Raw genomic sequence first — 22691 nt, forward strand, 5'->3', positions numbered from 1 at the left:
ACCCGCCCCCCCCCCCGCGGGGGGGGCGGCCCCGCGCCGGGACCGGGTCAGGCCAGGGCGGCCAGGGCCGCGTGCACCATCACGCGCACGCCGACCAGCAGGGCGCGTTCGTCCAGGTCGAAGCCCGGCTGGTGGAGGTCCTTCTGCTTGCCGACGCCGTCCCAGACGCCCAGGCGCGCGAACGAGCCCGGCACGTGCTCCAGGTACCAGCCGAAGTCCTCGCCGCCCGACGACTGCTCCGTGCCGGCCAGCGCGTCCTCGCCCAACGCCGCCTCGACGCCCGCGCGCAGCAGCACCGTGCTCTCCCGGTCGTTCACGACCGGGGGGACGCCGCGCCGGTGGTGCAGGTCGAAGCCGACACCGGTCGGGGCCAGCAGCGCGCCCACCAGCTCCTTGATCAACGGCTCCAGCTCGGCCCAGATGTCGCGGTCGCCGGTGCGCAGCGTGCCGCGCAGCACGCCGTCCTGCGGCACGGCGTTCGGGGCCTCCCCCGCGTGCACCGCGCCCCACACGAGGACGGTGCCCGAACGGGGGTCGACGCGGCGGGACAGCAGGCCCGGCAGGCCCGTGATCACGGTGCCCAGCGCGTGCACCAGGTCCGCGGTCAGGTGCGGCCGGGACGTGTGGCCGCCGGGGGAGGTCAGACGCAGCTCCAGCATGTCGCTGGCCGACGTGATCGCGCCGATCCGGGTGCCGATGCGGCCGACCTCCAGCCGCGGGTCGCAGTGCAGGCCGAAGATGCGCTCCACGCCGTCGAGACCGCCCGCCGCCAGCACGTCCAGCGCACCGCCCGGCATGACCTCCTCGGCGGGCTGGAACACCAGGCGGACCCGTCCGGGCAGCTCGGTGGCCGACGCCAGCGCCAGCGCCGCGCCCAGCAGCACGGTGGTGTGCGCGTCGTGCCCGCACGCGTGCGCCACGCCGTCCACAGTGGACGAGTACGGGGCGCCGGTGTTCTCCGGCAGCGGCAGGGCGTCGATGTCCGCGCGCAGCGCCACGCAGCGCGGCCCGGAGCCGACGTCGCAGACCAGGCCGGTGCCGCCGGGCAGGATGCGCGGCTTGAGGCCGGCCGAGCGCAGCACGTCGGCGATCAGCTCGGTGGTGGCGAACTCGTGCCGGGACAGCTCCGGGTGCGCGTGGAGGTGCCGGCGCCAGGCGACGACCTCGGAGGCGTTCGCCGCCAGCCAGTCGTCGAGCCACGAGGGTCCGCGCCCCTCACCGGGATCATCCACAGGGGCAATGCTGACCCCGCGATCGGTCAACAGCACCTCGGCACCCTCCTCCGGCCGACGCGAGTCCACGACCGTCATGCCACACCCGCCAGCAGTCGAGAGCGCTGCGCACCGTCGGTGGCAGCGGAAATTGTGGTCCAGGCGAGTGCGAGCGCCCCGTCGAGCACAGCTCGGTCGGCCGAGGCCGACGCACAGGCGGTCGCGAACTCGATTTGGTGGTTCACCGCGTCTCCGCAGTCGATGGCGATGGTCGGGTGGATGGCCGGCAGCGCACGGGTGATGTTGCCCATGTCGGTGCTGCCGATCTTCTCCTTGAGCTCCTCCTCGGGGCTCAACGGATGCCTGCCCAGCTCGATCGCGGCGTGCCGGTAGGCGTCCGCGAGCCAGGGGTCTGGGGTCAGCTCGGCGTACACCGGCGAGACCTTCACGACCTCGTGGGTGCAGCCGGTGGCGACCGCGCCCGCCTCGAAGCAGCGGTTCATCCGCTCCTCCAGCCGGCGCAGCGATTCGAGGTCGTCGGCGCGCAGGTCGAACATCGCCGACGTGCGCGCGGGCACGATGTTGGGCACGGCGCCGCCGCGCGTGACGATGCCGCTGACCATCTGTCCCGGCTCCAGGTGCTGGCGGGCGAGCCCGATGGCGACCTGGGCGACCGTGATCGCGTCGGCCGCGTTCACGCCCAGGTGGGGCGCGGCGGCGGCGTGGGACGGCTTGCCGGTGTAGTGGACCTCGACGTCGGTGATGGCGAGCGATCGCGCGGCCACGGCCTCGTACGGGGCCGGGTGCACCATCATCGAGAACGCCACGTCGTCGAATACCCCGCGTTCGAGCATCAGCACCTTGCCGCCGCCGACCTCCTCCGCCGGGGTGCCGATCACCCGGACGGTGAGGCCGAGCTCGTCGGCCAGGTCACGCAGGGCGAGGGCCGCTCCGGCCGAGGCGGCGGCGATGACGTTGTGCCCGCACGCGTGGCCGACCTCGGGCAGCGCGTCGTACTCCGCGCACAGCCCCAGCACCAGCTCGCCGGAGCCGAACGACGCGGTGAACGCCGTCTCCAGGTCCGCGACACCGCGCTCGACCTCGAAGCCCTCGGCGGCCAGCAGGTCGGCGACCTTGGCCGCGCTGCGGTGCTCGGCGAACGCCTGCTCGGGCTCCGCGTGGATGCTGCGGGAGAGGTCCACCAGCGCAGTCGAGTACCGCTCGACGGCCGAGCGTGTGCTCATCTTGAAGTCGGTACTCATTTGCGTCCATCCTGCATCACGGTCCGGCGAGCGCGTCGCACCCCTGGTTGATCAACCGGCAACCGGTCGCGGGGCTGCGCCGAGCGGTGCGCGATGTTCGGTCAGACCGATCACGTGCGCGCGACCGTGCGCGTTCGCGCAGGCCATGCTAGATGGCGACCACATGCCGCCACCGGGTTCCCACCAGGTGGAATCACCCGGACTTGCGCCCGGCCTTCCACTTCGACCAGCGCTTCTTGTTGCGCCAGTAGACGAGGGCGAACAGCAGCAGCGCGATACCGCCGATCCACAGCTTGCGGCGGGTCTCGCCGCTGGACGCGGGCTGCTGCTCCTCCTGGGGCGCGTTGATCTCCGGACCGGGCGGCACGGTGCCGTCGGGCTGGATGGTGCCGCCGGGCGCCAGGGTCTCCGTGGGCTGGACCGCGAGGTGCGGCGCGGGCGTCACGGCGGCGCCTGTGCCCGACGCGGTGAACACACCGGCCAGCACGAACAGGCACACCGCGAGCACAGATCGCCACATGGTCGCCAAGCCTAGCCACCGCGTTTCGTGGTTACCACTGTCGGTGGTCATCCAAACCGGCTTTTGTTCACGTGCTGTGAGCGAACGAGCCCGCCACGTGCCCGCTACCAGCCTCGACCCGGGTCGGCGCGGAACGCGGCCAGGATGCGTTCGGCGGCCAGCGTGGCGGTGAGCTCGCCGGCGCGCACCTGCCGTTCCACCTCGGGCACGACCGAGCGCACGCCCGGCGCCGCGCGCAGGCTCGTGAGCAGCTGGTCGTTCACCATGGCCCAGGTCCAGTCGACCTGCTGGCGACGCCGCCGCTCGGCCAGCCCGCCGCCCGCCTCCAGGGTCTCCCGGTGCTGGACGACCTGCCGCCACACGGTGTCGAGCCCGGAGCCGTCCAGCCCGCTGCACGTCAGCACGGGCGGGTGCCACGGGGCGTCCGGCGGGCGCAGCAGCCGCAGCGCGCCGGCCAGCTCGCGGGCGGCCTTGCGGGCGTCCTGCTCGTGCGGGCCGTCGGCCTTGTTGACCGCGATCACGTCGGCCAGCTCCAGCACGCCCTTCTTGATGCCCTGGAGCTGGTCGCCGGTGCGGGCGAGGGTGAGCAGCAGCGAGCAGTCGGTCATGTCGGCCACCGCGACCTCGGACTGGCCGACGCCGACCGTCTCGACCAGCACCACGTCGTAGCCCGCGGCCTCGACCAGCACGATCGTCTCGCGGGTCGCCCTGGCCACGCCGCCGAGCGTGCCGGAGGTCGGCGACGGCCGGATGAACGCCGCCTCGTCCACCGCGAGCCGGGCCATCCGGGTCTTGTCGCCCAGGATCGAGCCGCCGGTGCGGGTGGACGACGGGTCGACCGCCAGCACCGCCACCCGGTGGCCCCGCGCGGTCAGCATCGAGCCGAACGCGTCGATGAACGTCGACTTGCCCACGCCGGGCACGCCGGTGATGCCGACGCGGTGCGCGTTGCCCGAGTGCGGCAGCAGCTCGACCAGCAGCTCCTGCGCCGACGCGCGGTGGTCCGGGCGCGTCGACTCGACCAGCGTGATGGCCCGGGCCAGCGTGCCCCGGTTGCCGGCGAGCACGCCCTTGGCGTACTCGCCGACGTCGACCGGCCTAGCCATCTCGTCCCGGCAGGTCGTCGTGGCCGAGCTGCCCGGCGAGCTCGCGCAGCAGGTCGCCCGCCGCGTCGGCGATGACCGTGCCGGGCGGGAAGATCGCCGCCGCGCCCGCCTCGCGCAGCGCGTCGAAGTCCTGGGGCGGGATCACGCCGCCGACCACGATCATGATGTCCTCGCGGCCCATCCCCGCCAGCGCCGAGCGCAGCGCGGGCACCAGCGTGAGGTGGCCCGCGGCCAGCGACGACACGCCGACGATGTGCACGTCGGCCTCGACGGCCTGGCGCGCGACCTCCTCCGGCGTCTGGAACAGCGGGCCGACGTCCACGTCGAAGCCGAGGTCGGCGAACGCGGTCGCGATCACCTTCTGGCCGCGGTCGTGCCCGTCCTGGCCCATCTTGGCGACCAGGATGCGCGGTCGACGCCCTTCGGCCTCGGCGAACGCCGCGGCCGCCTCGAGGGTAGCCACCACTGGCGTCCTCTCTCCCGGGGAAACGGACCCGGCCTCCTCCCGGTACACGCCGGTGATGGTGCGGATCTGCGCGGAGTGCCTGCCCCACACCTTGCCCAGCGCCTCGGAGATCTCCCCGACGGTGGCCTTGGCGCGAGCCGCGGAGATCGCCAGCTCCAGCAGGTTGCCGTCGGAGCCCGCGGCCTCGGTCAGCGCGGTCAGCGCGGAGTCGACGGCGGACTGGTCGCGCTCTTCGCGCAACCGGGCCAGCTTCGCCAGCTGCTGCGCGCGCACACCGGCGTTGTCGACCTTGAGCACGTCGATCTTCTCGTCGAACTCGACCTGGTACTTGTTCACGCCGATCACCGGCTGCCGGCCGGAGTCGATGCGCGCCTGGGTGCGCGCGGCGGCCTCCTCGATGCGCAGCTTCGGGATGCCCGCCTCGATGGCCTGCGCCATCCCGCCCGCGGCCTCGACCTCGGTGATGTGCGACCACGCGCGGTGCGCCAGGTCGTGCGTGAGGCGCTCCACGAACGCGCTGCCGCCCCACGGGTCGATCACCCGCGTGGTGCCGGATTCCTGCTGGAGCAGCAGCTGGGTGTTGCGGGCGATGCGCGCGGAGAAGTCCGTCGGCAGCGCCAGGGCCTCGTCCAGCGCGTTGGTGTGCAGCGACTGCGTGTGCCCCTGCGTGGCGGCCATCGCCTCGACGCACGTGCGCGCGACGTTGTTGAACACGTCCTGCGCGGTCAGCGACCAGCCGGACGTCTGGCAGTGCGTGCGCAGGGACAGCGACTTCGGCGACTTCGGGTCGAAGCCCTTGACCAGCTTCGCCCACAGCAGCCGGGCGGCGCGCAGCTTGGCGACTTCCATGAAGAAGTTCATGCCGACCGCCCAGAAGAACGACAGCCGAGGCGCGAACGCGTCGATGTCCAGTCCCGCGCCGCGGCCCGCCCGCAGGTACTCCACGCCGTCCGCGAGCGTGTAGGCCAGCTCCAGGTCTGCCGTCGCGCCGGCTTCCTGCATGTGGTAGCCGGAGATGGAGATGGAGTTGAACTTCGGCATCCGCCGCGAGGTGAACGCGAAGATGTCGGAGATGATCCGCATCGACGGCTTCGGCGGGTAGATGTAGGTGTTGCGGACCATGAACTCCTTGAGGATGTCGTTCTGGATGGTCCCGGCCAGCTGCTCGGGCGCCACCCCCTGCTCCTCGGCCGCGACGACGTACAGCGCCAGGATCGGCAGGACGGCGCCGTTCATGGTCATCGACACGCTCATCTTGTCCAGCGGGATGCCGTCGAACAGCCGGCGCATGTCGTAGATCGAGTCGATGGCCACGCCCGCCATGCCGACGTCACCGGCCACGCGGGGGTGGTCGGAGTCGTAGCCGCGGTGGGTGGCCAGGTCGAACGCGACGGACAGGCCCTTCTGGCCGGCCGCGAGGTTGCGGCGGTAGAAGGCGTTGGACTCCTCGGCGGTGGAGAACCCGGCGTACTGCCGGATGGTCCACGGCTGGTTGACGTACATCGTCGGGTACGGGCCGCGCAGGAACGGCGCGATGCCCGGGTAGGTCGCGAGGAAGTCGAGGCCCTCGGTGTCGGCGGCCGTGTAGACGGGTTTGACGCCGATGCCCTCGGGCGTCTCCCACGTCAGCGCGTCCGCGCCCTTGCCGGTCGCCTCCTGGAGCGCGGCGTGCCACTGCGCGGCGTCGGCGGCGGCGGTGGGTTCGCCCAGGTCGATGTCGGCGAAGTTCGGGATCATCGCTGGACTCCAAGGGATTCGAACGTGTGCTCCAGCACGTCCAGGGCGGGACAGCCGGTGAACACGTACTCGTCGATCTCCGCGTCGGACTTCTTGCCCGCCAACAGGATCCGCTCCGCGCCCGCTTCGCGCAGCGCTCGCGCCACGGGCGCGGCCAGCTCGGCGTAGCTGCTCTCGCTGCCGCACAGGCAGGCGATCCGGGCGCCGCTCTCGCGGAACTTCGCGACCACGTCGTCCACGGTCCCGGTGGGCCCGGCGTCGGGCGTCTCGATGCCGCCCGCCTGGAACAGGTTCGCCGCGAACGCGGCCCGCGCGGTGTGCGCGGCGACCGGGCCGAGGGTGGCCAGGAAGACCTTCGGGCGCTCGGGGCTCGCGTCGGCCGCGTCGCGCAGCGCCTCGAAGTCCTGGGCGTACCGGATGCGGGGCAGGGGCCGGGTTCGGGGGCCCGAGATTGTCGGACCCTTCTGGGAGAATGAAGACCGGGGATCCCCCGAGGGGGACTCCTGCGCAGCGCGGCCGTTGGCCTGGCCCGGTTCTCGCGGTTCTCCGGGTGCGGACGGTCCTCCGGGTGCGGGCCGAACTTCGGGGGTGGGCCGGTCTTCGGGTGCAGAGGAGTCTTCGGGGGCGGGCCGGTCTTCGGGGGCGGGCGGGCGGACCACCGGCTGCTCGCCCAGGTTCGGGAACTCGCTGACGCCGGTCAGCGCGTCGGTCCGGTCGGCCAGGTTCGCCCGGCGCCGGTCCCAGGTGGCCGCGATCCGGTCTCCGACCAGGTCGAACGCCGCAGGCAGACCGCCGGCGGCCTCGATCTCGCGGAACCACGCCCAGGCGGCGCGCGCGAGGTCGTCGGTGAGCCGTTCCACGTACCAGGAGCCGCCCGCCGGGTCGATCACGGCGGCCAGCTTCGACTCCTCCAGCAGCAGCGACTGCGTGTTGCGGGCGATGCGCCGGGCGAAGTCGTCGGACAGGCCGATCGCGTGGTCGAACGGCAGCACGGTCACCGCGTCCGCGCCGCCGAGGCCCGCGCCGAAGCACGCCACGGTGGTGCGCAGCATGTTCACCCACGGGTCGCGGCGGGTCATCATCGCGGGCGACGTGACCGCGTGCTGCAGTTGCGGGCTCGGCGCGCCGGCCACCTCGGTGACCCGCGCCCAGAGCCGCCGGGCGGCCCGGAACTTGGCGATGGTGGAGAACTGGTCGGCGGTCGCCGCGTACCGGAACTCCAGCAGCCGCACGGCTTCCGCGACGTCCAGCCCGGCCTCGGTCAGGTGCCGCAGGTACGCGACACCGGCCGCGAGGGACGCGCCCAGCTCCTGCGCGTCCGAGCCGCCGGCCTCGTGGAACGGCAGGCCGTCCACGACGACCAGGCGCAGCCCGGGGAACTCGCGGGTCTTGCCCAGCAGGTCGGTCAGGGCGGCGAGGTCGGCGGGCCGCCCCGTGCGCGCCTGCACGCCCAAGGGGTCCGCGCCGACGTTGCCCCGCACCTCACTGGCGAGCACCGGCCGCTGGTCCCAGACCCGCAGCATGGCCCGCCCGGCTTCGAGGAAGTCCGCGCCCGCGTCCACGACCACCGGCGCGAGGTCCAGGTAGACGTCGGCCAGCACCTCGTCGTAGGCGGCCGGGTCGAGCCCTTTGAGCCACAGCGACGTGACGCCGTTCTCCAGGTCCGCCATCACCGCCTCGCGGTCGGCGACCCGGTGCTGCTGGCGGACGTCCCAGCCCTCGACCGCGCCCTGCGGCCGACCGCCCCGGGTGAACGGGGCCGACCCCGGGAAACCGGCGTCCGGCGCCTGGTCGGCGGCGGTGTAGAGCGGCTGGACGGCGATGCCGTCGTAGGTGGTGGTGACCAGGGAGTCGAAGTCCGCGCCCGACTTGCGCAGCACGCCTCGGACCAGGTCCAGCCACTGCTCGCGGTCAGGGGTGGTGAATTCGGCGGCCAACGCCAACTCGCCTGACGGCTCCATCATGCTCCGCAGTGTTACTCACCGGTAGTTCGACGGCTATGTGAGGTTCACCGCCGTGAACGATGCAGATTGCAGTCTTCCACGCTGGTGGATGATGGCGCAGTGGAATCCGAGCGACTGATCGCCGGCCGCTACCGCCTGCGGCACGTCCTGGGGCGCGGCTCGATGGGCACCGTCTGGGCGGCGCACGACGAGGTGCTGCGGCGGGACGTCGCGGTGAAGGAGATCCTGCGCCCGGCGGGCGGCTCGGACGACGAGGACGAGGTGATCCGGGAGCGGACGCTGCGCGAGGCCCGGTCGGCGGCGGCGCTCGCGCACCCGAACCTGGTGACGCTGTACGACGTGGTGCAGGTCGACGGCGACCCGTACGTGGTGATGGAGCTGGTGCCGTCGTCGTCGTTGGCGGAGGTAGTGCGGCAGCGCGGTCCGCTGACCGACGTGCAGGGCGCGGTGGTGGCGGACGCGGTGGCCGCCGCGTTGGAGGCCGCGCACCGGGCCGGGATCACGCACCGGGACGTGAAGCCGGGCAACGTGCTGGTGGCCGACGACGGCCGGGTGAAGCTGACCGACTTCGGCATCGCCCGCAACGTCGCCGAGGCCACCCTGACCAGCCGCGGGATCACGTTGGGGACGCCCGCGTACATCGCGCCCGAGGTGGCGGCGGGCGCGGCGGTGTCGTTCGCGGCGGACCAGTGGTCGCTGGGCGCGACGCTGTTCGCGGCGATGACCGGCCAGCAGCCGTACGAGGGCGCGAACGTGCTGCAGACGATCAACCAGGTGGTGCACGGCGACGTGCCGTCGGCGTCGGCCTGCGGCGCGTTGGAGGCCGTGGTCGCGGGCCTCATGGTGAAGGCGCCGGACGAGCGGATCACGTTGGCCGAGGTGCGGCGGCTGGTCCGGCCGCTGCTGCCGGAGCCGGGCACGGACGTGTTCCCGGCGTCGGCGGCCACCCGGCCGGTGGTGGAGGTCGTGCGGCCGGCGCCGGTCAAGCCGCCGGTACCGCCGGAGACGCCGCTGGCCGCCGATCCCGGGCCGCTGCCGTTCATGGTGGCGCAGGCGCCGACGCGCGAGCTGACTCGGCGGCCGGGGCTGACGGTGCTGGTGGCGTTGTCGGCGGTGGTGCTGTTCGCGATCGGCAGCGTGTCGGGCTTCGCCCTGACCAGGACGGTCGCCGGTGCGTCCCTGCTGCCCCCGCCGACGCAGGAGACGCCGTCACCGCCCGCGATCGTCGAGACGCCGTCGCTGCTGCCGACCACGGCGTCGGCCGCGGCGGCGAACGGCGAGCAGGGCGCCGAGTTCACCATCGAGGTGGGGCCGGACTGGACCAGCTTCCTGGAGCAGCGGGCGAACAACGGGCTCGGCCCGAGCACGGTGGTGCACCTGGTCGCGCCGAACGGGTGGTACGAGGTGACGGTGCAGCGGTTCCCGGACTACTACGAGCGGAACACGATCAAGGACTACCTGCGGCTGGTGCGCTCGCGGTGGGCGGAGGACCAGTACTTCGGCGAGGCCCTCGAAGCGACCGACGCACTGCCGCCGGGGGGCAAGGAGCCGGGCGTCCAGTACAGCTACCGGACCGTCGAACGGGCCACCCCGCTGGGCCGCGACACCGTCTCCCCCGGCCCTGACCTGCGTCGCAGCCGGTACTCGCGGGTGCTGCCCCGCGGCAACGACCTGTGGGTGGTCGAGGTCGTCGTGCCGACCGAGCAGGAGGAGACGGGGCGGAGCCGGCTGTTCGACACGATCGCGCCGACGTTCCGGGTGAACGACTAGGCGAATGCGGCGACATCGGCCGCCGAACACCGGTCGCCGGATCACGGAACCGAACGTGTGGTCGCACCCTGAGGTGCGAGGACGGTGATCGTGGCCGCTATGGCGATGACGGCGGCCGTGATCGCGGCGGTGATCGGCCAGCCGAACCACTCGACGGCGGTCGCGCCGAAAGCGGTGCCGAGGCTGCCGCCCACGAAGTACACCAGCATGTACGCGCTGTTGAAACGCGCGGGGGCCGCCGGGTCGATGGACAGGACGGTGCTCTGGTTCGCGACCTGGGCGGCGAAGAGACCGGCGTCGAACAGGGCCAGGCACACGAGGGTCACGACGGTGTTCTCGAGCGTGAAGCCGAGGACGACCGCAGCGGTCCCGGCCACGGCCAAGCCCGCCAGGACGACGCGCCGCGCGCCCACCCGATCGGTCCAGGCGCCGGCGACCTGGGTCGCGAGGACACCGGTGAGGCCGGCCAGCGCGTACAGGCCGATCCGCTCGGCCGAGTGCGAGTGCGGCGGCGCGGAGAGGGCTACCGCGAGCCCGGACCACACGGCGCAGAACCCGAAGAACCACAGCGCGCCGCGCACTGCCGCGAGCCGGAGCGGCGCGTGCCGGGCGAACAACCCGGGCACCGAGCGCAGGGTGGCGAGGTAGCCGTGCCCGACGCCGCCCCGCGCGGCCGGGAGCACCCGCAGCGACCACAGCGCGACCAGCGCGCAGGCGGCGGCGAACCCGAGGAGCATCCCGCGCCAGCCGATCTCGTCGGCGAGGCGACCGCCCACGATCCTGCCGGCGAGGATCCCGCCCGAGATCCCGGCGGTGACGATGCCCAGGACGGTCGCGCGTCGACGTTCGCCGGCCAGCCGGCCCGCCAGCGAGCTGAGGCCCGCCCCCACCGCCGAACAGGCTCCGACCACGCCGATCACCAGTCCCAACACCACCGCGTTGCCCACCGCGGCACACGCCGCCAACGCGACCGCCAGGACCCCGAACTGGGCCGCGAGCACCCGTCTCGGGGAGAAGCGGTCGACCAGCGGAACGAGCAGGCCGAGTCCGACGAGGTAGCCGACCGGGCCGCACGCGAGCGCGATTCCGACCGCGGCGATCGACGAGCCCAGGGAATCCGCGACGTCCGCGATCGCGGGCTGCAGCGGGTAGGTCGTGGACGTCCCGAGCGCGGCCGCGAGCGACATGAACCACACCGCGGAGCCACGCGGTCGGGCGACTATCGGATTCTTGGCGACAGGGTGGACATTCACGGGAATCGACCGTAGGGAGGCGCCAATCCGGATGCCGGCGGATTCTCGACCATTCGCTCGGCGAACCGCGTGGCCTTTCGTTTCCTGGATTCCGCGGCGCGCGTGACCGCAGTTGAGCCGGACGGGTCGTGCCCGGCGTGGCGGATTCGTCAACCGGTCGGATGCCGCGTCCGCTGCTCCACCCGTCGACCGCTTCGCCCGGCGGCGGTACCACCGGGACCCACGGCACTGCGGGCAACGGGGACAGGCGGCGATTAGGCTCGCGGCGTGACCGGTATCAGTGAGAACACCACCCCTGAGGCCCTGGCCACCGACGCGGCCAAGGCGCTGGCCGAGCGGACCGGGGTGGGCAGGCACGACATCGCCGTCGTCCTCGGGTCGGGGTGGCGCCCCGCCGCCGACCTCATCGGCGAGCCCGACGCCGAGGTGCCCATGGGCGAGCTGCCCGGGTTCGAGGCGCCCACCGCCGTCGGCCACGGCGGCACGGTGCGCTCGGTGAGCGTCGGCGACAAGCACGTGCTGGTCATGCTCGGCCGGACGCACGGGTACGAGGGCAAGGGCGTGGCCAAGGTCGTGCACGGCGTGCGCACGGCCGCCGCGGCGGGTGTCGGCACGGTCGTGCTGACCAACGCGGCGGGCGGGCTGCGGCAGGGCATGGCGGTCGGCCAGCCGGTGCTGATCAGCGACCACCTGAACCTGACCGCGTCGTCACCGCTGGTCGGGGCGCGGTTCGTGGACCTCACCGACCTCTACTCGCCGCGCCTGCGCGACCTCGCCCGGGAGATCGACCCGTCGCTGGAGGACGGCGTCTACGCGGGCCTGCCCGGACCGCACTTCGAGACGCCCGCCGAGATCCGGATGCTGCGCACGATGGGCGCGGACCTCGTCGGCATGTCCACCGTGCTGGAGGCCATCGCGGCCCGCGCGGAGGGCGTCGAGGTGTTCGGCCTGTCCCTGGTGACGAACCTGGCCGCGGGCATCACCGGCGAGCCGCTCAACCACGAAGAGGTGCTGGAGGCGGGCCAGGCGGCGGCGAGCCGGATGGGCGCGCTGCTGCGGGAGCTGGTGACGCGGGCATGACCCTCCCCCCGGCCCTGCGCGACGCCGCGTTCCGCTGGATCGCCGACGACCCCGACCCGGCGACGCGCCTGGAGCTGCAGACCGTCGTGGCGCGGGCGATGGGCGGTGACGCCGCCGCGGCCGACGAGGTGGCCGACCGGATGGCGGGCCCGCTGGCGTTCGGCACGGCGGGGCTGCGCGGTCCCGTGCGGGCCGGGCCGAACGGGATGAACCGGGCCGTGGTCATCCGCACCACGGCCGGCCTCGCCGCGTGGCTCAAGGCGCACGGGCACGTCGGCACGGTGTTCGTGGGCCGGGACGCGCGGCACGGTTCGGAGGACTTCGCGGCGGCGGCGGCCGGTGTGCTGGCGGGCGCGGGGTTCACCGTGCGGGTGCTGCCGGGACCGCTGCCGACGCCGGTGCTGGCGTTCCTGGTCAAGCGGCACGCGGCGGTGGCGGGCGTGCAGATCACCGCCTCGCACAACCCGCCCGCGGACAACGGCTACAAGCTGTACCTGGCCGGTGGCGGGCAGATCGTGCCGCCGGAGGACCGCGAGATCGAGGCGGCGATCCGGGGCGTGCCCGCGGCCGTGTCGGTGCCGCTGTCGGACGACTACCTGCCGGTGTCGGACGCCGAGGTGGACGAGTACCTGGAGCGGGTCGCGTCGCTGCCGCGCGGCGTCCAGCGCGACCTGCGCGTGGTGTTGACGCCGATGCACGGCGTCGGCGGCGCGACGGCGGTGGAGGCGTTGCGGCGGGCCGGGTTCACCGACGTGCGGGTCGTGCGCGAGCAGGCCGTGCCGGACCCGGGTTTCCCGACCGTGGCGTTCCCGAACCCGGAGGAGCCGGGCGCGGCGGACCGGTTGCTGGCGCTGGCGGCGGCGGAGGACGCCGACCTGGCCATCGCCCTGGACCCCGACGCCGACCGGTGCGCGCTGGGCGTGCGCGAGCGGGACGGGTCGTGGCGGATGTTGCGCGGCGACGAGACCGGCGTGCTCCTCGGCTCCCTGGTGCTGTCCACTGTGGAGAGCCCGGATCCGTTGGTGGCCACCACGATCGTGTCGTCCTCGCTGCTGAAGTCGATCGCCCGGGCGCACGGCGCGCGTTACGCGGAGACGTTGACCGGGTTCAAGTGGCTGGTGCGCGCGGGCGACGGCCTGGTGTTCGCCTACGAGGAGGCGCTGGGCAACTGCGTCGACCCGGCCTGCGTCAACGACAAGGACGGCATTTCTGCGGCCGTGGTGGCGTGCGACCTGGCGGCCGGGCTGAAGGCGTCCGGCCGCACCCTGCTCGACGCGCTGGACCAGCTCGCCGTCGACCACGGCCTGCACCTGACCGACCAGGTCTCGCTGCGGTTCACCGACCTGAGCCGGATCGGCGCGTTGATGGCCCGGCTGCGCGGCGAGCCGCCGGCGGGATTCGCGTTCGAGGACCTGCTGCCCGAGGCCGACGTGGTCAGGCTGACCCGCGAAGGCGTGCGGGTGGTCGTGCGGCCGTCCGGCACCGAACCGAAGCTCAAGGCGTACCTGGAGGTCGTCGAACCGGTGTCCGACGACCTGCCGGCCGCCCGGGTGCGTGCCCGGGAGCGGTTGGCCGAGCTGCGGGCCCGGGTGTCCGAGCTGCTCGCGGACTGAGCGGTCAGGACGCGAGGGCGAGCAGCAGGCACAGCACGGCGACGACGAGCGCACCGCCCGCCACCAGGTACGGACGCCTGGTCGGCGGGCTCACCGGGCGCGACCGGTGCTGCGTGACGGCGGCGACCGAGATGCGGCCGGAGATGTAGCTGACGGTGCACAGCGCGACGCCGGTCGCGAGGATCATCGTGTTGACGTCCCACGGGCTGTGGTCGACGCCCGGCCACAGGGCGATGAACACCAGCGGCAGGCCGATCAACCCGACCCCGATCCCCACCCCCGCGCCCCAGGTGATCCGCCGGTTCCGCTTCATCGTGGCGATGCTGCGAGTTTCCATGACTCCCTCCCGGTGACTACACACTTCCAGACGTGCGGCGGCCCCGCCGGTTCCCACCCGCCGCTTGTCGATCTTGCTACGCCGACCGCCCGGCCGCGGACCCGGCCACCCGCCCGAGCCGTTGACCAGGCACGACGACTTCCCGGACGGGACCGGTGCCACCGAGCGGTTGCCGCGTCACACCGATCGCGGCAACCTGGGCCGCGTGCCCCGCCTGCTGATCGTGCACCACACGCCGTCACCCGCCATGCAGGAGCTGTTCGAGGCGGTGCTGGAGGGGGCGAACGACCCGGAGGTCGAGGGCGTCGACGTGGTGCGGCGGCCCGCGCTGTCGGCCACCGCGTCCGACGTGCTGGAAGCGGACGGCTACCTGCTCGGCACGCCCGCCAACATCGGCTACATCAGCGGCGCGCTGAAGCACTTCTTCGACACGATCTACTACCCGTGCCTGGACGCCACGCGCGGCCGGCCGTTCGGGGCCTACGTGCACGGCAACCTGGGCACGGAGGGCGCGGTGAAGGCGTTGCGGGACATCACGACCGGGTTGGCGTGGCGGCCGGTGGCGCCGACGCTGAGCCTGACCGGCGCACCGGACGGCGACGCGCGGGAGCGGTGCCGGGAGTTGGGCGCCACGGTCGCCGCGACGTTGCTCTGACCGGGCGATCCATCACGCTCCGATGTGATCGGTAACGCTCCGCCTCCCCCGTCCGACAGACTGCCGCGACGACACGTGGAGGCAGTCGAATGACCCAACCGGTAGGTCCACCGCCGATGTGCGGTTCCTGCGGCGCGTACCTGCAGCCGCCGAGCGTCAACTGCGCCGTCTGCGGTGCGACGCAGTGGCCGGTGACGCAGGCGCCGCCGCCGCACCCGCCCGCGCACCCCGCGCCCTACGGGGTGCAGGTGCGGGGCGTGGTGACCGCCAAGAACCCCGGCATCGCGGTGCTGCTGTCGCTGCTGTGGCTCGGGGCGGGCAACCTCTACGCGGGTCAGACGGTGCTCGGCGTGATCCTGCTGCTGGTGAACTTCCCGCTGGTCCTGCTGGCCATGACGGTGCTCGGCCTGATCGTCGCGTTCCCCGTGTGGGTGGTGCTGGTGATCGTGTCGATCGTGCTGGCCATGCAGGGCGCGAAGGACTTCAACCGGCGCAACGGCATCGTGGTCCGGTAGCGGCTACCGGCCGAGCGAGGGCAGCACCTCGGTCGGGTAGCGGGTGCCCGCGACCGCGTCGGGCGGCACGGCGGCGGCGATGCGGGCCAGCTGCGCGTCGGTCAGCGAGAGGTCCGCGGCGGCGGCGTTCTCCTCCACGTACTTCACCCGCTTGGTGCCGGGGATCGGCACCGCGCCCTGGTGGTGGACCCACGCCAGCGCGATCTGCGCCGCCGTCACGTCGTGCTCCCGTGCCACCTCGCGCAGCGACTCCACCAGCGCGAGGTTGCGGTCGAAGTTCCCGGCCGCGAACCGGGGCTGGCCGACCAGGCGGAAGTCGCCGGCCGCGAAGTCGTCCTTCGAGGTGTACCGGCCGGTGAGGAAGCCGCGGCCGAGCGGCGAGTACGCGACGACGCCGATGCCCAGCTCGCGGCACGTGGGCACGACCTCGTCCTCGATGTCGCGCGACCACAGCGACCACTCGGTCTGCACGGCCGCGACCGGGTGCACGGCGTGCGCGCGCCGGATCGTCTCCGCGCCCGCCTCGGACAGGCCGAGGTGCCGGACCTTGCCCTGCTCGACCAGCTCGGCCATCGCGCCGACGGTGTCCTCGATGGGCACCTTCGGGTCGACCCGGTGCTGGTAGTACAGGTCGATGTGCTCCACGCCCAGGCGGCGCAACGACGCGTCCGCGGCCTGCCGGACGTACTCCGGGTCGCCGCGCAGGCCCCACTGGGACCGGGGCAGCCCCGGGTCGCGGACGATGGCGAACTTCGTCGCCAGCACGACCTCGTCGCGGCGGTCCTTGATCGCCCGGCCGACCAGCTCCTCGTTGGTGAACGGCCCGTACATGTCGGCCGTGTCGAGGAGCGTGACGCCCAGGTCGAGGGCGCGGTGGATGGTGGCGGTCGACTCGGCCTCGTCACCGGGGCCGTAGAAGTCGCTCATGCCCATGCAGCCCAGGCCCTGCGCGCTCACCTCGAGCGCGCCCAACCGGCGTTTCTCCACGGTGGTCCTCCCAGCTCACTTGTTCGACAGCCGCAGGAACTCCGGCGGGTACCGGTCGCCGGCGACGGCGGGTGCGGCGGCCTCGATCGCGCGGAGCTCGTCCGCGTCCAGTTGCAGCTCGGCGGCGGCGACGTTCTCCTCCAGGTACTCCACCCGCTTGGTGCCCGGGATGGGTACGACGTGCTCGCCCTGGTGGTGCACCCAGGCCAGCGCCAGCTGACCGGCCGTGACGCCGCGTTCGGCGGCCAGCGCGCGCAGCGCGTCCACGATGGCCGTGTTGCGGGCGAAGTTCTCCTCGGCGAACCGGGGCAGGCCGCGGCGCATGTCGTCCTCGGCCAGGTCGGCGACGGACGTGACGCGGCCGGTGAGGAAGCCCCGGCCCAGCGGCGAGAACGGCACGATGCCGATGCCCAGCTCGCGGCACGTCGGCGCGACCTCGGCCTCGACGTCGCGCGTCCACAGCGACCACTCGCTCTGCAGGGCGCTGATCGGGTGCACGGCGTGCGCGCGGCGGATCGTCGCGGCGCTCGCCTCGGACAGGCCGAGGTGGCGGACCTTGCCCTCGGCGACCAGCTCGGCCATCGCGCCGACGGTCTCCTCGATCGGCACGTCCGGGTCGACCCGGTGCTGGTAGTACAGGTCGACGTGGTCCACCCCCAGGCGGCGCAACGACGCGTCGAGGGCCTGCTCGACGTAGGCGGCGTCACCGCGCGGCCTGCGGTCCGGGTCGCCCAGCCCGAACTTCGTCGCGAGCACGACCTCGTCGCGGCGGCCCCTGATCGCCCGCCCCACCAGCTCCTCGTTCGCGCCGGCGCCGTAGACGTCGGCGGTGTCGAGGAGCGTGACGCCGAGGTCGAGCGCGCGGTGGATGGTGGCGATCGACCCGGCCTCGTCCCCCGCGCCGTAGGACTGGCTCATGCCCATGCAGCCCAGGCCCTGGTCGCCGACCCGGAGTCCGCCCAACGCCCTCACGCCGTGATCCCCTCGACGAAGGTGTGCTCGATCTGCTCGTAGTGCGTGATCTTGTAGTCGAGCACGTCCAGGCACGACTGCAGCTCGGCGATGCGTGCGCGCACCGCGGCGCGGTGCTCGAACAGCATCTGCTTGCGGCGACCGGCGGTGGCCGCGCCGCGGTGCCTGAGCTGCGCGTACTCGCGCATCATGCGAATGGGCATGCCGGTGGTGCGCAGCCGGGTCAGGAAGACCAGCCAGCCGAGGTCGTCGTCGCTGTAGCTGCGCCGCCCGCCGGAGTCCCGGGCAGGCGGGTCGACCAGGCCGATCCGTTCGTAGTAGCGCAGCGTGTCGATCGACAACCCGCTGCGCTCGGCCGCTTGAGCGATCGAGTAAGTCACGGTGTCGACGGTAGGAGCTGGAGTGCACTCCAGGTCAACCCGATTCGCGGTATCCGGCGCCGTCGCCCGTCGCGGGGGCCGTCGGTCAGTCGTCCTTGGGCATGCCCCAGGCCTCCAGGTGGGCGGCCATGCCGCCCACGTCGATCTGCTCCCGGCCGAGCGCCCGCACCAGGTCGAGGGCTTCGTCCTCCTCGGCGTCGATCCACCAGCCGTTGATGTCGCACAACGTCACGGCGGCGACCCAGCCCAGCCGCCAGTTGCCCTCGGCCAACGGGCGCGTGCGGACGATGGAGTCGAGCAACGCGGAAGCTTTGAGCCAGAGCGTGTCGTACGCCTCGACCCCCAGCACTGTGGCCCTGGGGCGGTGGGCTGCGGAGTCGAGGAGACCTAAGTCGCGCACGACCAGATCCCCGCCGGTGACGGCGGTCGCCAGCACGAGCAAGTCGCCGGCGTCGAGGTAGTTGACCACTGCTTGACGCGCTCCCTGTCCTGAGGGGCGGGGACTCCGGCGCGGCCACGCCGCATCCGGGACGTCTCTGGCGCCACTACCCACCCCCTCAGGTCCGTATCGCCTCCCCGCCCCGGAGGCGGCGAGGATGTTGTCGGCCGCGTTGTGCACCGAAGCGCAACCTGGACGCAGCCCGATCTTCAACGGCGCACCATACCGGTGCGCTTCGGACCCCCGTGGACGTTCACAGAGGTATATGGGTGAACGCCCTATGCCGCACCGGTTGAGCTGCATGGATTGATCGTATCGAACATATGTTCGAACGGCGAGGGCGCGCGGGTGCGATCACCCGAAGGTGTGGCGTCGTGGGCAGCGAGTAATCGGTCGGGCGCCCTCGGTACGGGAACCCGCAATCGGGGCGGGCCGGGATCAGGCGGAGCCGAGCCTGTCGAGCAGGCCCCGGTACTTGGGGAGCACGCGTCCGAGGACCTCGGAGAGCTGCTCCTCCTTCTGCAATCTGGCCCACCGCTCGGCCAACGCCAAGCGCACGACCTCCTGCTTCGAACGGCCTTCGGCTGCGGCGAGTTCGTCGAGCCGCCGGTTCTCCTCGTCGCTCAGACGCAGAGTCATCGCCATGGAGAATGACGGTACCAACTTGATACCACGATGACCAGGCCGCGAATTATAACAGTGTTGCGATACGATGCCCCGGTGCCACGACCGAAGACACACGACGACGCGCTCCGCGGGCGACTGCTCGAGCGGGCGGGCGAACTGCTGTCCACCGAAGGCCCGGGCGCTTTGAGCTTGCGCAGGCTCGCGGCGGATGTCAACACCTCGACCACGGCCGTGTACTCGTTGTTCGGCGGCAAGCCGGCGCTGCTGAACGCCGTGTACGAGGAGGCGTTCCGCCGATTCGGTGAACGCATCGCGACCGTGCCGCAGACCGGCGACCCGGTGGAGGACCTGGTCCAGATCGGCCTGGCGTACCGGGAGAGCGCGCTGGCCGACCCGCAGTTCTACCTGGTGATGTTCAGCAAGGTGGTGCCGAACTTCGAGCCGTCCGACGAGACGAAGGAGGCGGCCGTGCAGACGTTCCTGCCGGTCGTCCGGGACGTCGGGCGCGCGGTGGAGTCCGGCGCGTTCGTGCAGGACCCGCCGCCCGAGCAGATCGCGTTGGCCATGTGGGGCACGGTGCACGGCCTGGTGAGCCTGGAGCTCAACGGCAACCTGCCGCCGGGGGTCGAGATCGCTCCCGTCTACGAGCGCGCCCTCCGCGCGAACGCGGACGGGTGGCGCAGCGCGTGAAGACGGGGGTGGGGCCCGGGGAGGTGGCCGCCGCGAAACCTCCCCGGACCCCGTGGACCGTCCAGCTCAGGACAGTCCGCTCGTGAGCGCCTTGATCAGCTCGCCGTCGGCGGTGTCGCCGTCGAGCGACCAGATCATCGCGCCGCCAAGGCGCCGTTCGGCCACGTAGCGACCCTTGCGCTTCATCTCGACCGGATCGTCCCAGGTCCAGAACGTGGTGCCGTCGAACAACCACGCGTGACCGGCCTTGGCATCCCGGTGCACGGTGAACTGGGCCAACTGCGCCTTGAGGATCCGGTAGTCCTCGTACCCGGCCTCGTAGGTCGCGGGCGCGGGGCCGGTGGCGGGCTGGAACAGGCCGTTGTTCTCGTCCCGCACGCCCGTCCAGCCCCGGCTGTAGAACGGCACGCCCATCACGACCTTGCTCTTCGGCGCGCCGTTGCGCAGGTAGTGGTCGATCGCGACCTGCGAGCTGAACGGCGGCGCGGTCGGGTCGGCCGCCGGCGTGCGCAGCGAGGACTGCTGGTTGGTCAGCGGCTCCCAGGCGCCGTGGTAGTCGTAGCCCTGGATGGTGCCGAAGGTCAGCAGGTCGAAGACCTTCTTCACCTCGAAGCCGCGGTCGACCTGGGCCGGGTTGGCGGGCAGGAACGCGGTGAGGTCGTAGCGCTTGCCGGTGCGCCAGGTCAGCTTGCCCAGCTGCTTGCGGTACTCCACGAGCAGCGCGGTGAAGTTCTGCTTGTCCTCGGGCCGCACGACGTTGCCGGGCGCGGCCTCGGACGAGGGCCACTCCCAGTCCAGGTCGACGCCGTCGAACACGCCGGCCGCCGCACCGGGTGCGGCGTCGGGCAGGTTGCCCTTGAGCCACAGGTCCAGGCAGGACGCCACGTGCGCGGCGCGCGACTCGGGCGTGAGGGCGGCGTTGGAGAAGTACTTCGAGCCGGTCCAGCCGCCGAGCGAGATGTTGATCCGCAGCCCGGGGTGCTTCGCCTTGAGCTGCTTGAGCTGGTTCAGGTTGCCCGACAGCGGCTGACCCGCGACGTCCGCGACGCCGTTGACGCTCTGCTCGGCGCTGAACGGCCGCTGGTAGTCCGCCCACGGGTCGGCGCTGACGCACTTGCCGGACTCGTCGAGGAAGCCGAAGGCGTAGTTGAGGTGGGTGAGCCGCGGTGCGGTGCCGTTGGCCACGAGGTCGCGCACCAGGAAGTTGCGGTCGTAGCCGCTCCACTGGGTGTAGTACCCGACGACCCGCTCGCGTTTGTCGTGGCCACCGTGACCGCCGTGGTCCCCGTGGCCGCCGTGCGCGAGGGCCTGCGCCGGCGACACGGCCATCGCGGTGGCCAGGAGGGCGGGGAGCACCCATCTCCTGCTCGACATGCTTCTCCTCGCGGGCGTTCCGGTGTGGTCTGGACCACGGTAGTGATGAGGTCTAGACCACCTCTACGGCCGTTCGGCCGAATCCAATAATGCGAATTGTTCTCGCATGCGCTGCAAACTTTTGCATGTGCGGAGCGGGTGGTGATCGCGCTAGCTTCGGGCCTTGTTCAAGTTTGAATACCTGGTCTGGGGAGGACTTGTGGCGATCCTGGTCACCGGCGCGACCGGAACGATCGGCGGCGCGGTCGTGCGGCAGTTGGCGGAGGCGGGCGTGCCGGTGCGGGCGTTGACGCGGAACCCGGCTCGGGCCGCGCTGCCCGCGGGCGTGGAGGTGGTGGGAGGTGATCTGACGTGGCCGGGCGAGCTGCCGTTGGCGGGCGTGACGGCGGTGTTCCTGCTGGCGGCGATCGAGTCGGAGGACGCGGCGGGGCACGCGCGGGCGTTCCTGGAGCGCGCGGCGGACCTGCGGCGGGTGGTGTTCCTGTCGAGCAGCGCGGTGACCGTGCGGCGGCCGGGGAGCTACGAGCTGCACCACGACGTGGAGCGGGTGATCGAGGCGTCCGGCGTGGAGTGGACGCACGTGCGGCCGGGCGAGTTCATGGCGAACAAGCTGATCTGGGCGCGGACGATCCGGGAGGAGGACGTGGTGCGGGCGCCGTTCCCGGAGTCGGTCGGGGCGCCGGTGCACGAGGACGACGTGGCCGAGGTGGCGGTGCACGCGTTGCTGCGCGACGGGCACGCGGGCAAGGCGTACACGTTGAGCGGGCCGGAGGCCCTGACGCACGTGGAGCAGGCCGCGGCGATCGGTCGCGGCCTGGGCCGTCCGATCCGCTTCGAGCGGCTGACCTACGGCCAGGCCCGCGCCGCCCTGATCCGCGACGAGGGCCTGCCCTACGACGTCGCCGAGTACCTGCTCGGCTACATGGCCCAGCACAACGAGGAACCGGCCACCGTGACCCCCGACTTCACCACCGTCACGGGCCGCCGGGGCCGCACCCTCGCCACCTGGGCCGCCGACCACGCCACCGACCTGACCTGACCGCGAGTCGAACGCTCAGGTCCCGCGTTCAGGACGCACGGGACCTGAGCGTTCGACGCGCGGGTCAGTGGACGGCGCCGTACTGGCGGTCGCCGGCGTCGCCCAGGCCGGGGACGATGAAGCCCGAGTCGTTCAGGCGTTCGTCGATGCTGGCGGTGACCAGGCGGATCGGGTGGGCGGCGTCTTCGAGGTGCTTGATGCCCTCGGGGGCGGCCAGGGCGCAGATCGCGGTCACGTCGGTGGCACCGCGGTCGGTCAGCAGGCGGATCGTGTACGCCATGGAGCCGCCCGTGGCGAGCATCGGGTCCAGCACGAAGACCGGACGGCCGGCCAGCGAGTCCGGCAGCGACTCCATGTACGGCGTCGGCTGGAGGGTCTCCTCGTCACGCGCCAGGCCCACGAAGCCCATCTGCGCGTCCGGGATCAGCTTGTGCGCCTGGTCCGCCATGCCCAGACCGGCCCGCAGCACGGGCACCAGCAGCGGCGGGTTCGCCAGGCGGTAGCCGGTGGTCCGGGCGACGGGCGTGTGCACCCGCTCCTCGGCCACGGGCAGGTCGCGCGTGGCCTCGTACACGAGCATCACGGTCAGCTCGTGCAGCGCGGCGCGGAACGCCGCGTTGTCCGTGCGGGCGTCGCGCATGGTGGTCAGCCGCGCCCTGGCAAGTGGGTGATCGACAACGAGGACGTCCATGGT

22 protein-coding genes are annotated in these 22691 nt (G+C 72.6%); 7 read left to right on the top strand and 15 right to left on the bottom strand.

Annotated elements, in window-relative coordinates:
• Positions 1-47 precede the first annotated feature (47 nt).
• The 6 genes from ABTZ99_RS32365 to ABTZ99_RS32390 form a co-directional block, all read right to left on the bottom strand.
• The gene (locus ABTZ99_RS32365) at positions 48-1310 is read right to left on the bottom strand and encodes an amidohydrolase (RefSeq protein WP_499616662.1); all 1263 of its coding nucleotides are present in this window, start codon (positions 1308-1310) and stop codon (positions 48-50) included.
• On the bottom strand, positions 1307-2473 hold the full coding sequence (locus ABTZ99_RS32370; RefSeq protein ID WP_498780511.1) for a M20 family metallopeptidase: 1167 nt from the start codon (positions 2471-2473) through the stop codon (positions 1307-1309). Before ABTZ99_RS32370 ends, ABTZ99_RS32365 begins: the two co-directional genes overlap by 4 nt.
• A gap of 193 nt (positions 2474-2666) precedes the next feature.
• The gene (locus ABTZ99_RS32375; protein WP_498780513.1) at positions 2667-2993 is read right to left on the bottom strand and encodes a hypothetical protein; all 327 of its coding nucleotides are present in this window, start codon (positions 2991-2993) and stop codon (positions 2667-2669) included.
• A 104-nt stretch (positions 2994-3097) separates the two neighbouring features.
• On the bottom strand, positions 3098-4099 hold the full coding sequence (meaB, locus tag ABTZ99_RS32380; protein WP_499616666.1) for a methylmalonyl Co-A mutase-associated GTPase MeaB: 1002 nt from the start codon (positions 4097-4099) through the stop codon (positions 3098-3100).
• Entirely contained in the window at positions 4092-6302 is a 2211-nt protein-coding gene (gene scpA, locus ABTZ99_RS32385) for a methylmalonyl-CoA mutase (RefSeq protein WP_498780516.1), read from the bottom strand. The genes meaB and scpA overlap by 8 nt, the downstream gene beginning before the upstream one ends.
• A complete protein-coding gene (locus ABTZ99_RS32390) occupies positions 6299-8263 on the bottom strand; it encodes a methylmalonyl-CoA mutase family protein (protein WP_499616734.1) in 1965 nt (654 codons plus the stop codon). Before ABTZ99_RS32390 ends, scpA begins: the two co-directional genes overlap by 4 nt.
• 102 nt (positions 8264-8365) lie before the next feature.
• Here ABTZ99_RS32390 and ABTZ99_RS32395 point away from each other — a divergent pair, with 102 nt between their 5' ends.
• Positions 8366-10036, top strand: coding sequence for a serine/threonine-protein kinase (locus tag ABTZ99_RS32395; protein WP_499616670.1), 1671 nt, complete (start codon positions 8366-8368; stop codon positions 10034-10036).
• A gap of 41 nt (positions 10037-10077) precedes the next feature.
• Here ABTZ99_RS32395 and ABTZ99_RS32400 read toward each other — a convergent pair whose 3' ends face one another.
• On the bottom strand, positions 10078-11223 hold the full coding sequence (locus ABTZ99_RS32400; protein ID WP_499616673.1) for an MFS transporter: 1146 nt from the start codon (positions 11221-11223) through the stop codon (positions 10078-10080).
• Positions 11224-11556: 333 nt separating this feature from the next.
• Between ABTZ99_RS32400 and ABTZ99_RS32405 the strand changes: the two genes are divergently transcribed.
• A complete protein-coding gene (locus ABTZ99_RS32405) occupies positions 11557-12369 on the top strand; it encodes a purine-nucleoside phosphorylase (RefSeq protein ID WP_498780519.1) in 813 nt (270 codons plus the stop codon).
• A complete protein-coding gene (locus ABTZ99_RS32410; protein WP_499616676.1) occupies positions 12366-13982 on the top strand; it encodes a phospho-sugar mutase in 1617 nt (538 codons plus the stop codon). Before ABTZ99_RS32405 ends, ABTZ99_RS32410 begins: the two co-directional genes overlap by 4 nt.
• Before the next feature lie 4 nt (positions 13983-13986).
• Here ABTZ99_RS32410 and ABTZ99_RS32415 read toward each other — a convergent pair whose 3' ends face one another.
• The gene (locus ABTZ99_RS32415; protein ID WP_230570411.1) at positions 13987-14319 is read right to left on the bottom strand and encodes a hypothetical protein; all 333 of its coding nucleotides are present in this window, start codon (positions 14317-14319) and stop codon (positions 13987-13989) included.
• A gap of 205 nt (positions 14320-14524) precedes the next feature.
• Here ABTZ99_RS32415 and ABTZ99_RS32420 point away from each other — a divergent pair, with 205 nt between their 5' ends.
• Together ABTZ99_RS32420 and ABTZ99_RS32425 are read left to right on the top strand one after the other, a co-directional pair.
• Positions 14525-14974, top strand: coding sequence for a flavodoxin family protein (locus ABTZ99_RS32420; protein ID WP_498780585.1), 450 nt, complete (start codon positions 14525-14527; stop codon positions 14972-14974).
• An 89-nt stretch (positions 14975-15063) separates the two neighbouring features.
• Positions 15064-15489, top strand: a complete 426-nt coding sequence (locus tag ABTZ99_RS32425; RefSeq protein ID WP_498780522.1) for a TM2 domain-containing protein — start codon at positions 15064-15066, stop codon at positions 15487-15489.
• 3 nt (positions 15490-15492) lie between these two features.
• Here the strand turns inward: ABTZ99_RS32425 and ABTZ99_RS32430 are convergent, their stop codons facing one another.
• The 5 genes from ABTZ99_RS32430 to ABTZ99_RS32450 all read right to left on the bottom strand — a co-directional run bounded on the left by ABTZ99_RS32430 (position 15493) and on the right by ABTZ99_RS32450 (position 18906).
• On the bottom strand, positions 15493-16422 hold the full coding sequence (locus tag ABTZ99_RS32430; protein WP_499616737.1) for an aldo/keto reductase: 930 nt from the start codon (positions 16420-16422) through the stop codon (positions 15493-15495).
• Positions 16423-16491: 69 nt separating this feature from the next.
• On the bottom strand, positions 16492-17400 hold the full coding sequence (locus tag ABTZ99_RS32435; RefSeq protein WP_498780588.1) for an aldo/keto reductase: 909 nt from the start codon (positions 17398-17400) through the stop codon (positions 16492-16494).
• 44 nt (positions 17401-17444) lie between these two features.
• Positions 17445-17828 carry a MerR family transcriptional regulator gene (locus ABTZ99_RS32440; protein WP_498780523.1) on the bottom strand — a complete coding sequence of 128 codons (384 nt, stop codon included), beginning with the start codon at positions 17826-17828 and terminating at the stop codon, positions 17445-17447.
• A gap of 85 nt (positions 17829-17913) precedes the next feature.
• The gene (locus ABTZ99_RS32445; RefSeq protein WP_053718933.1) at positions 17914-18297 is read right to left on the bottom strand and encodes a type II toxin-antitoxin system death-on-curing family toxin; all 384 of its coding nucleotides are present in this window, start codon (positions 18295-18297) and stop codon (positions 17914-17916) included.
• 408 nt (positions 18298-18705) lie between these two features.
• A complete protein-coding gene (locus ABTZ99_RS32450; protein ID WP_233824133.1) occupies positions 18706-18906 on the bottom strand; it encodes a type II toxin-antitoxin system VapB family antitoxin in 201 nt (66 codons plus the stop codon).
• An 81-nt stretch (positions 18907-18987) separates the two neighbouring features.
• Here ABTZ99_RS32450 and ABTZ99_RS32455 point away from each other — a divergent pair, with 81 nt between their 5' ends.
• Positions 18988-19584 (top strand): TetR/AcrR family transcriptional regulator, encoded by a 597-nt coding sequence (locus ABTZ99_RS32455; RefSeq protein WP_498780524.1) that lies wholly within the window; start codon positions 18988-18990, stop codon positions 19582-19584.
• A gap of 66 nt (positions 19585-19650) precedes the next feature.
• Here ABTZ99_RS32455 and ABTZ99_RS32460 read toward each other — a convergent pair whose 3' ends face one another.
• Positions 19651-20958 carry a glycoside hydrolase family 18 protein gene (locus tag ABTZ99_RS32460; protein WP_498780525.1) on the bottom strand — a complete coding sequence of 436 codons (1308 nt, stop codon included), beginning with the start codon at positions 20956-20958 and terminating at the stop codon, positions 19651-19653.
• Between the two features lie 163 nt (positions 20959-21121).
• Here ABTZ99_RS32460 and ABTZ99_RS32465 point away from each other — a divergent pair, with 163 nt between their 5' ends.
• The gene (locus ABTZ99_RS32465) at positions 21122-21997 is read left to right on the top strand and encodes an NAD(P)H-binding protein (protein WP_499616682.1); all 876 of its coding nucleotides are present in this window, start codon (positions 21122-21124) and stop codon (positions 21995-21997) included.
• A 64-nt stretch (positions 21998-22061) separates the two neighbouring features.
• Here the strand turns inward: ABTZ99_RS32465 and upp are convergent, their stop codons facing one another.
• The gene (upp, locus tag ABTZ99_RS32470) at positions 22062-22688 is read right to left on the bottom strand and encodes a uracil phosphoribosyltransferase (protein WP_498780528.1); all 627 of its coding nucleotides are present in this window, start codon (positions 22686-22688) and stop codon (positions 22062-22064) included.
• Positions 22689-22691: the final 3 nt, after the last annotated feature.

The organism is Actinosynnema sp. NPDC002837, from assembly GCF_040295345.1.
Lineage (GTDB): Bacteria > Actinomycetota > Actinomycetes > Mycobacteriales > Pseudonocardiaceae > Actinosynnema.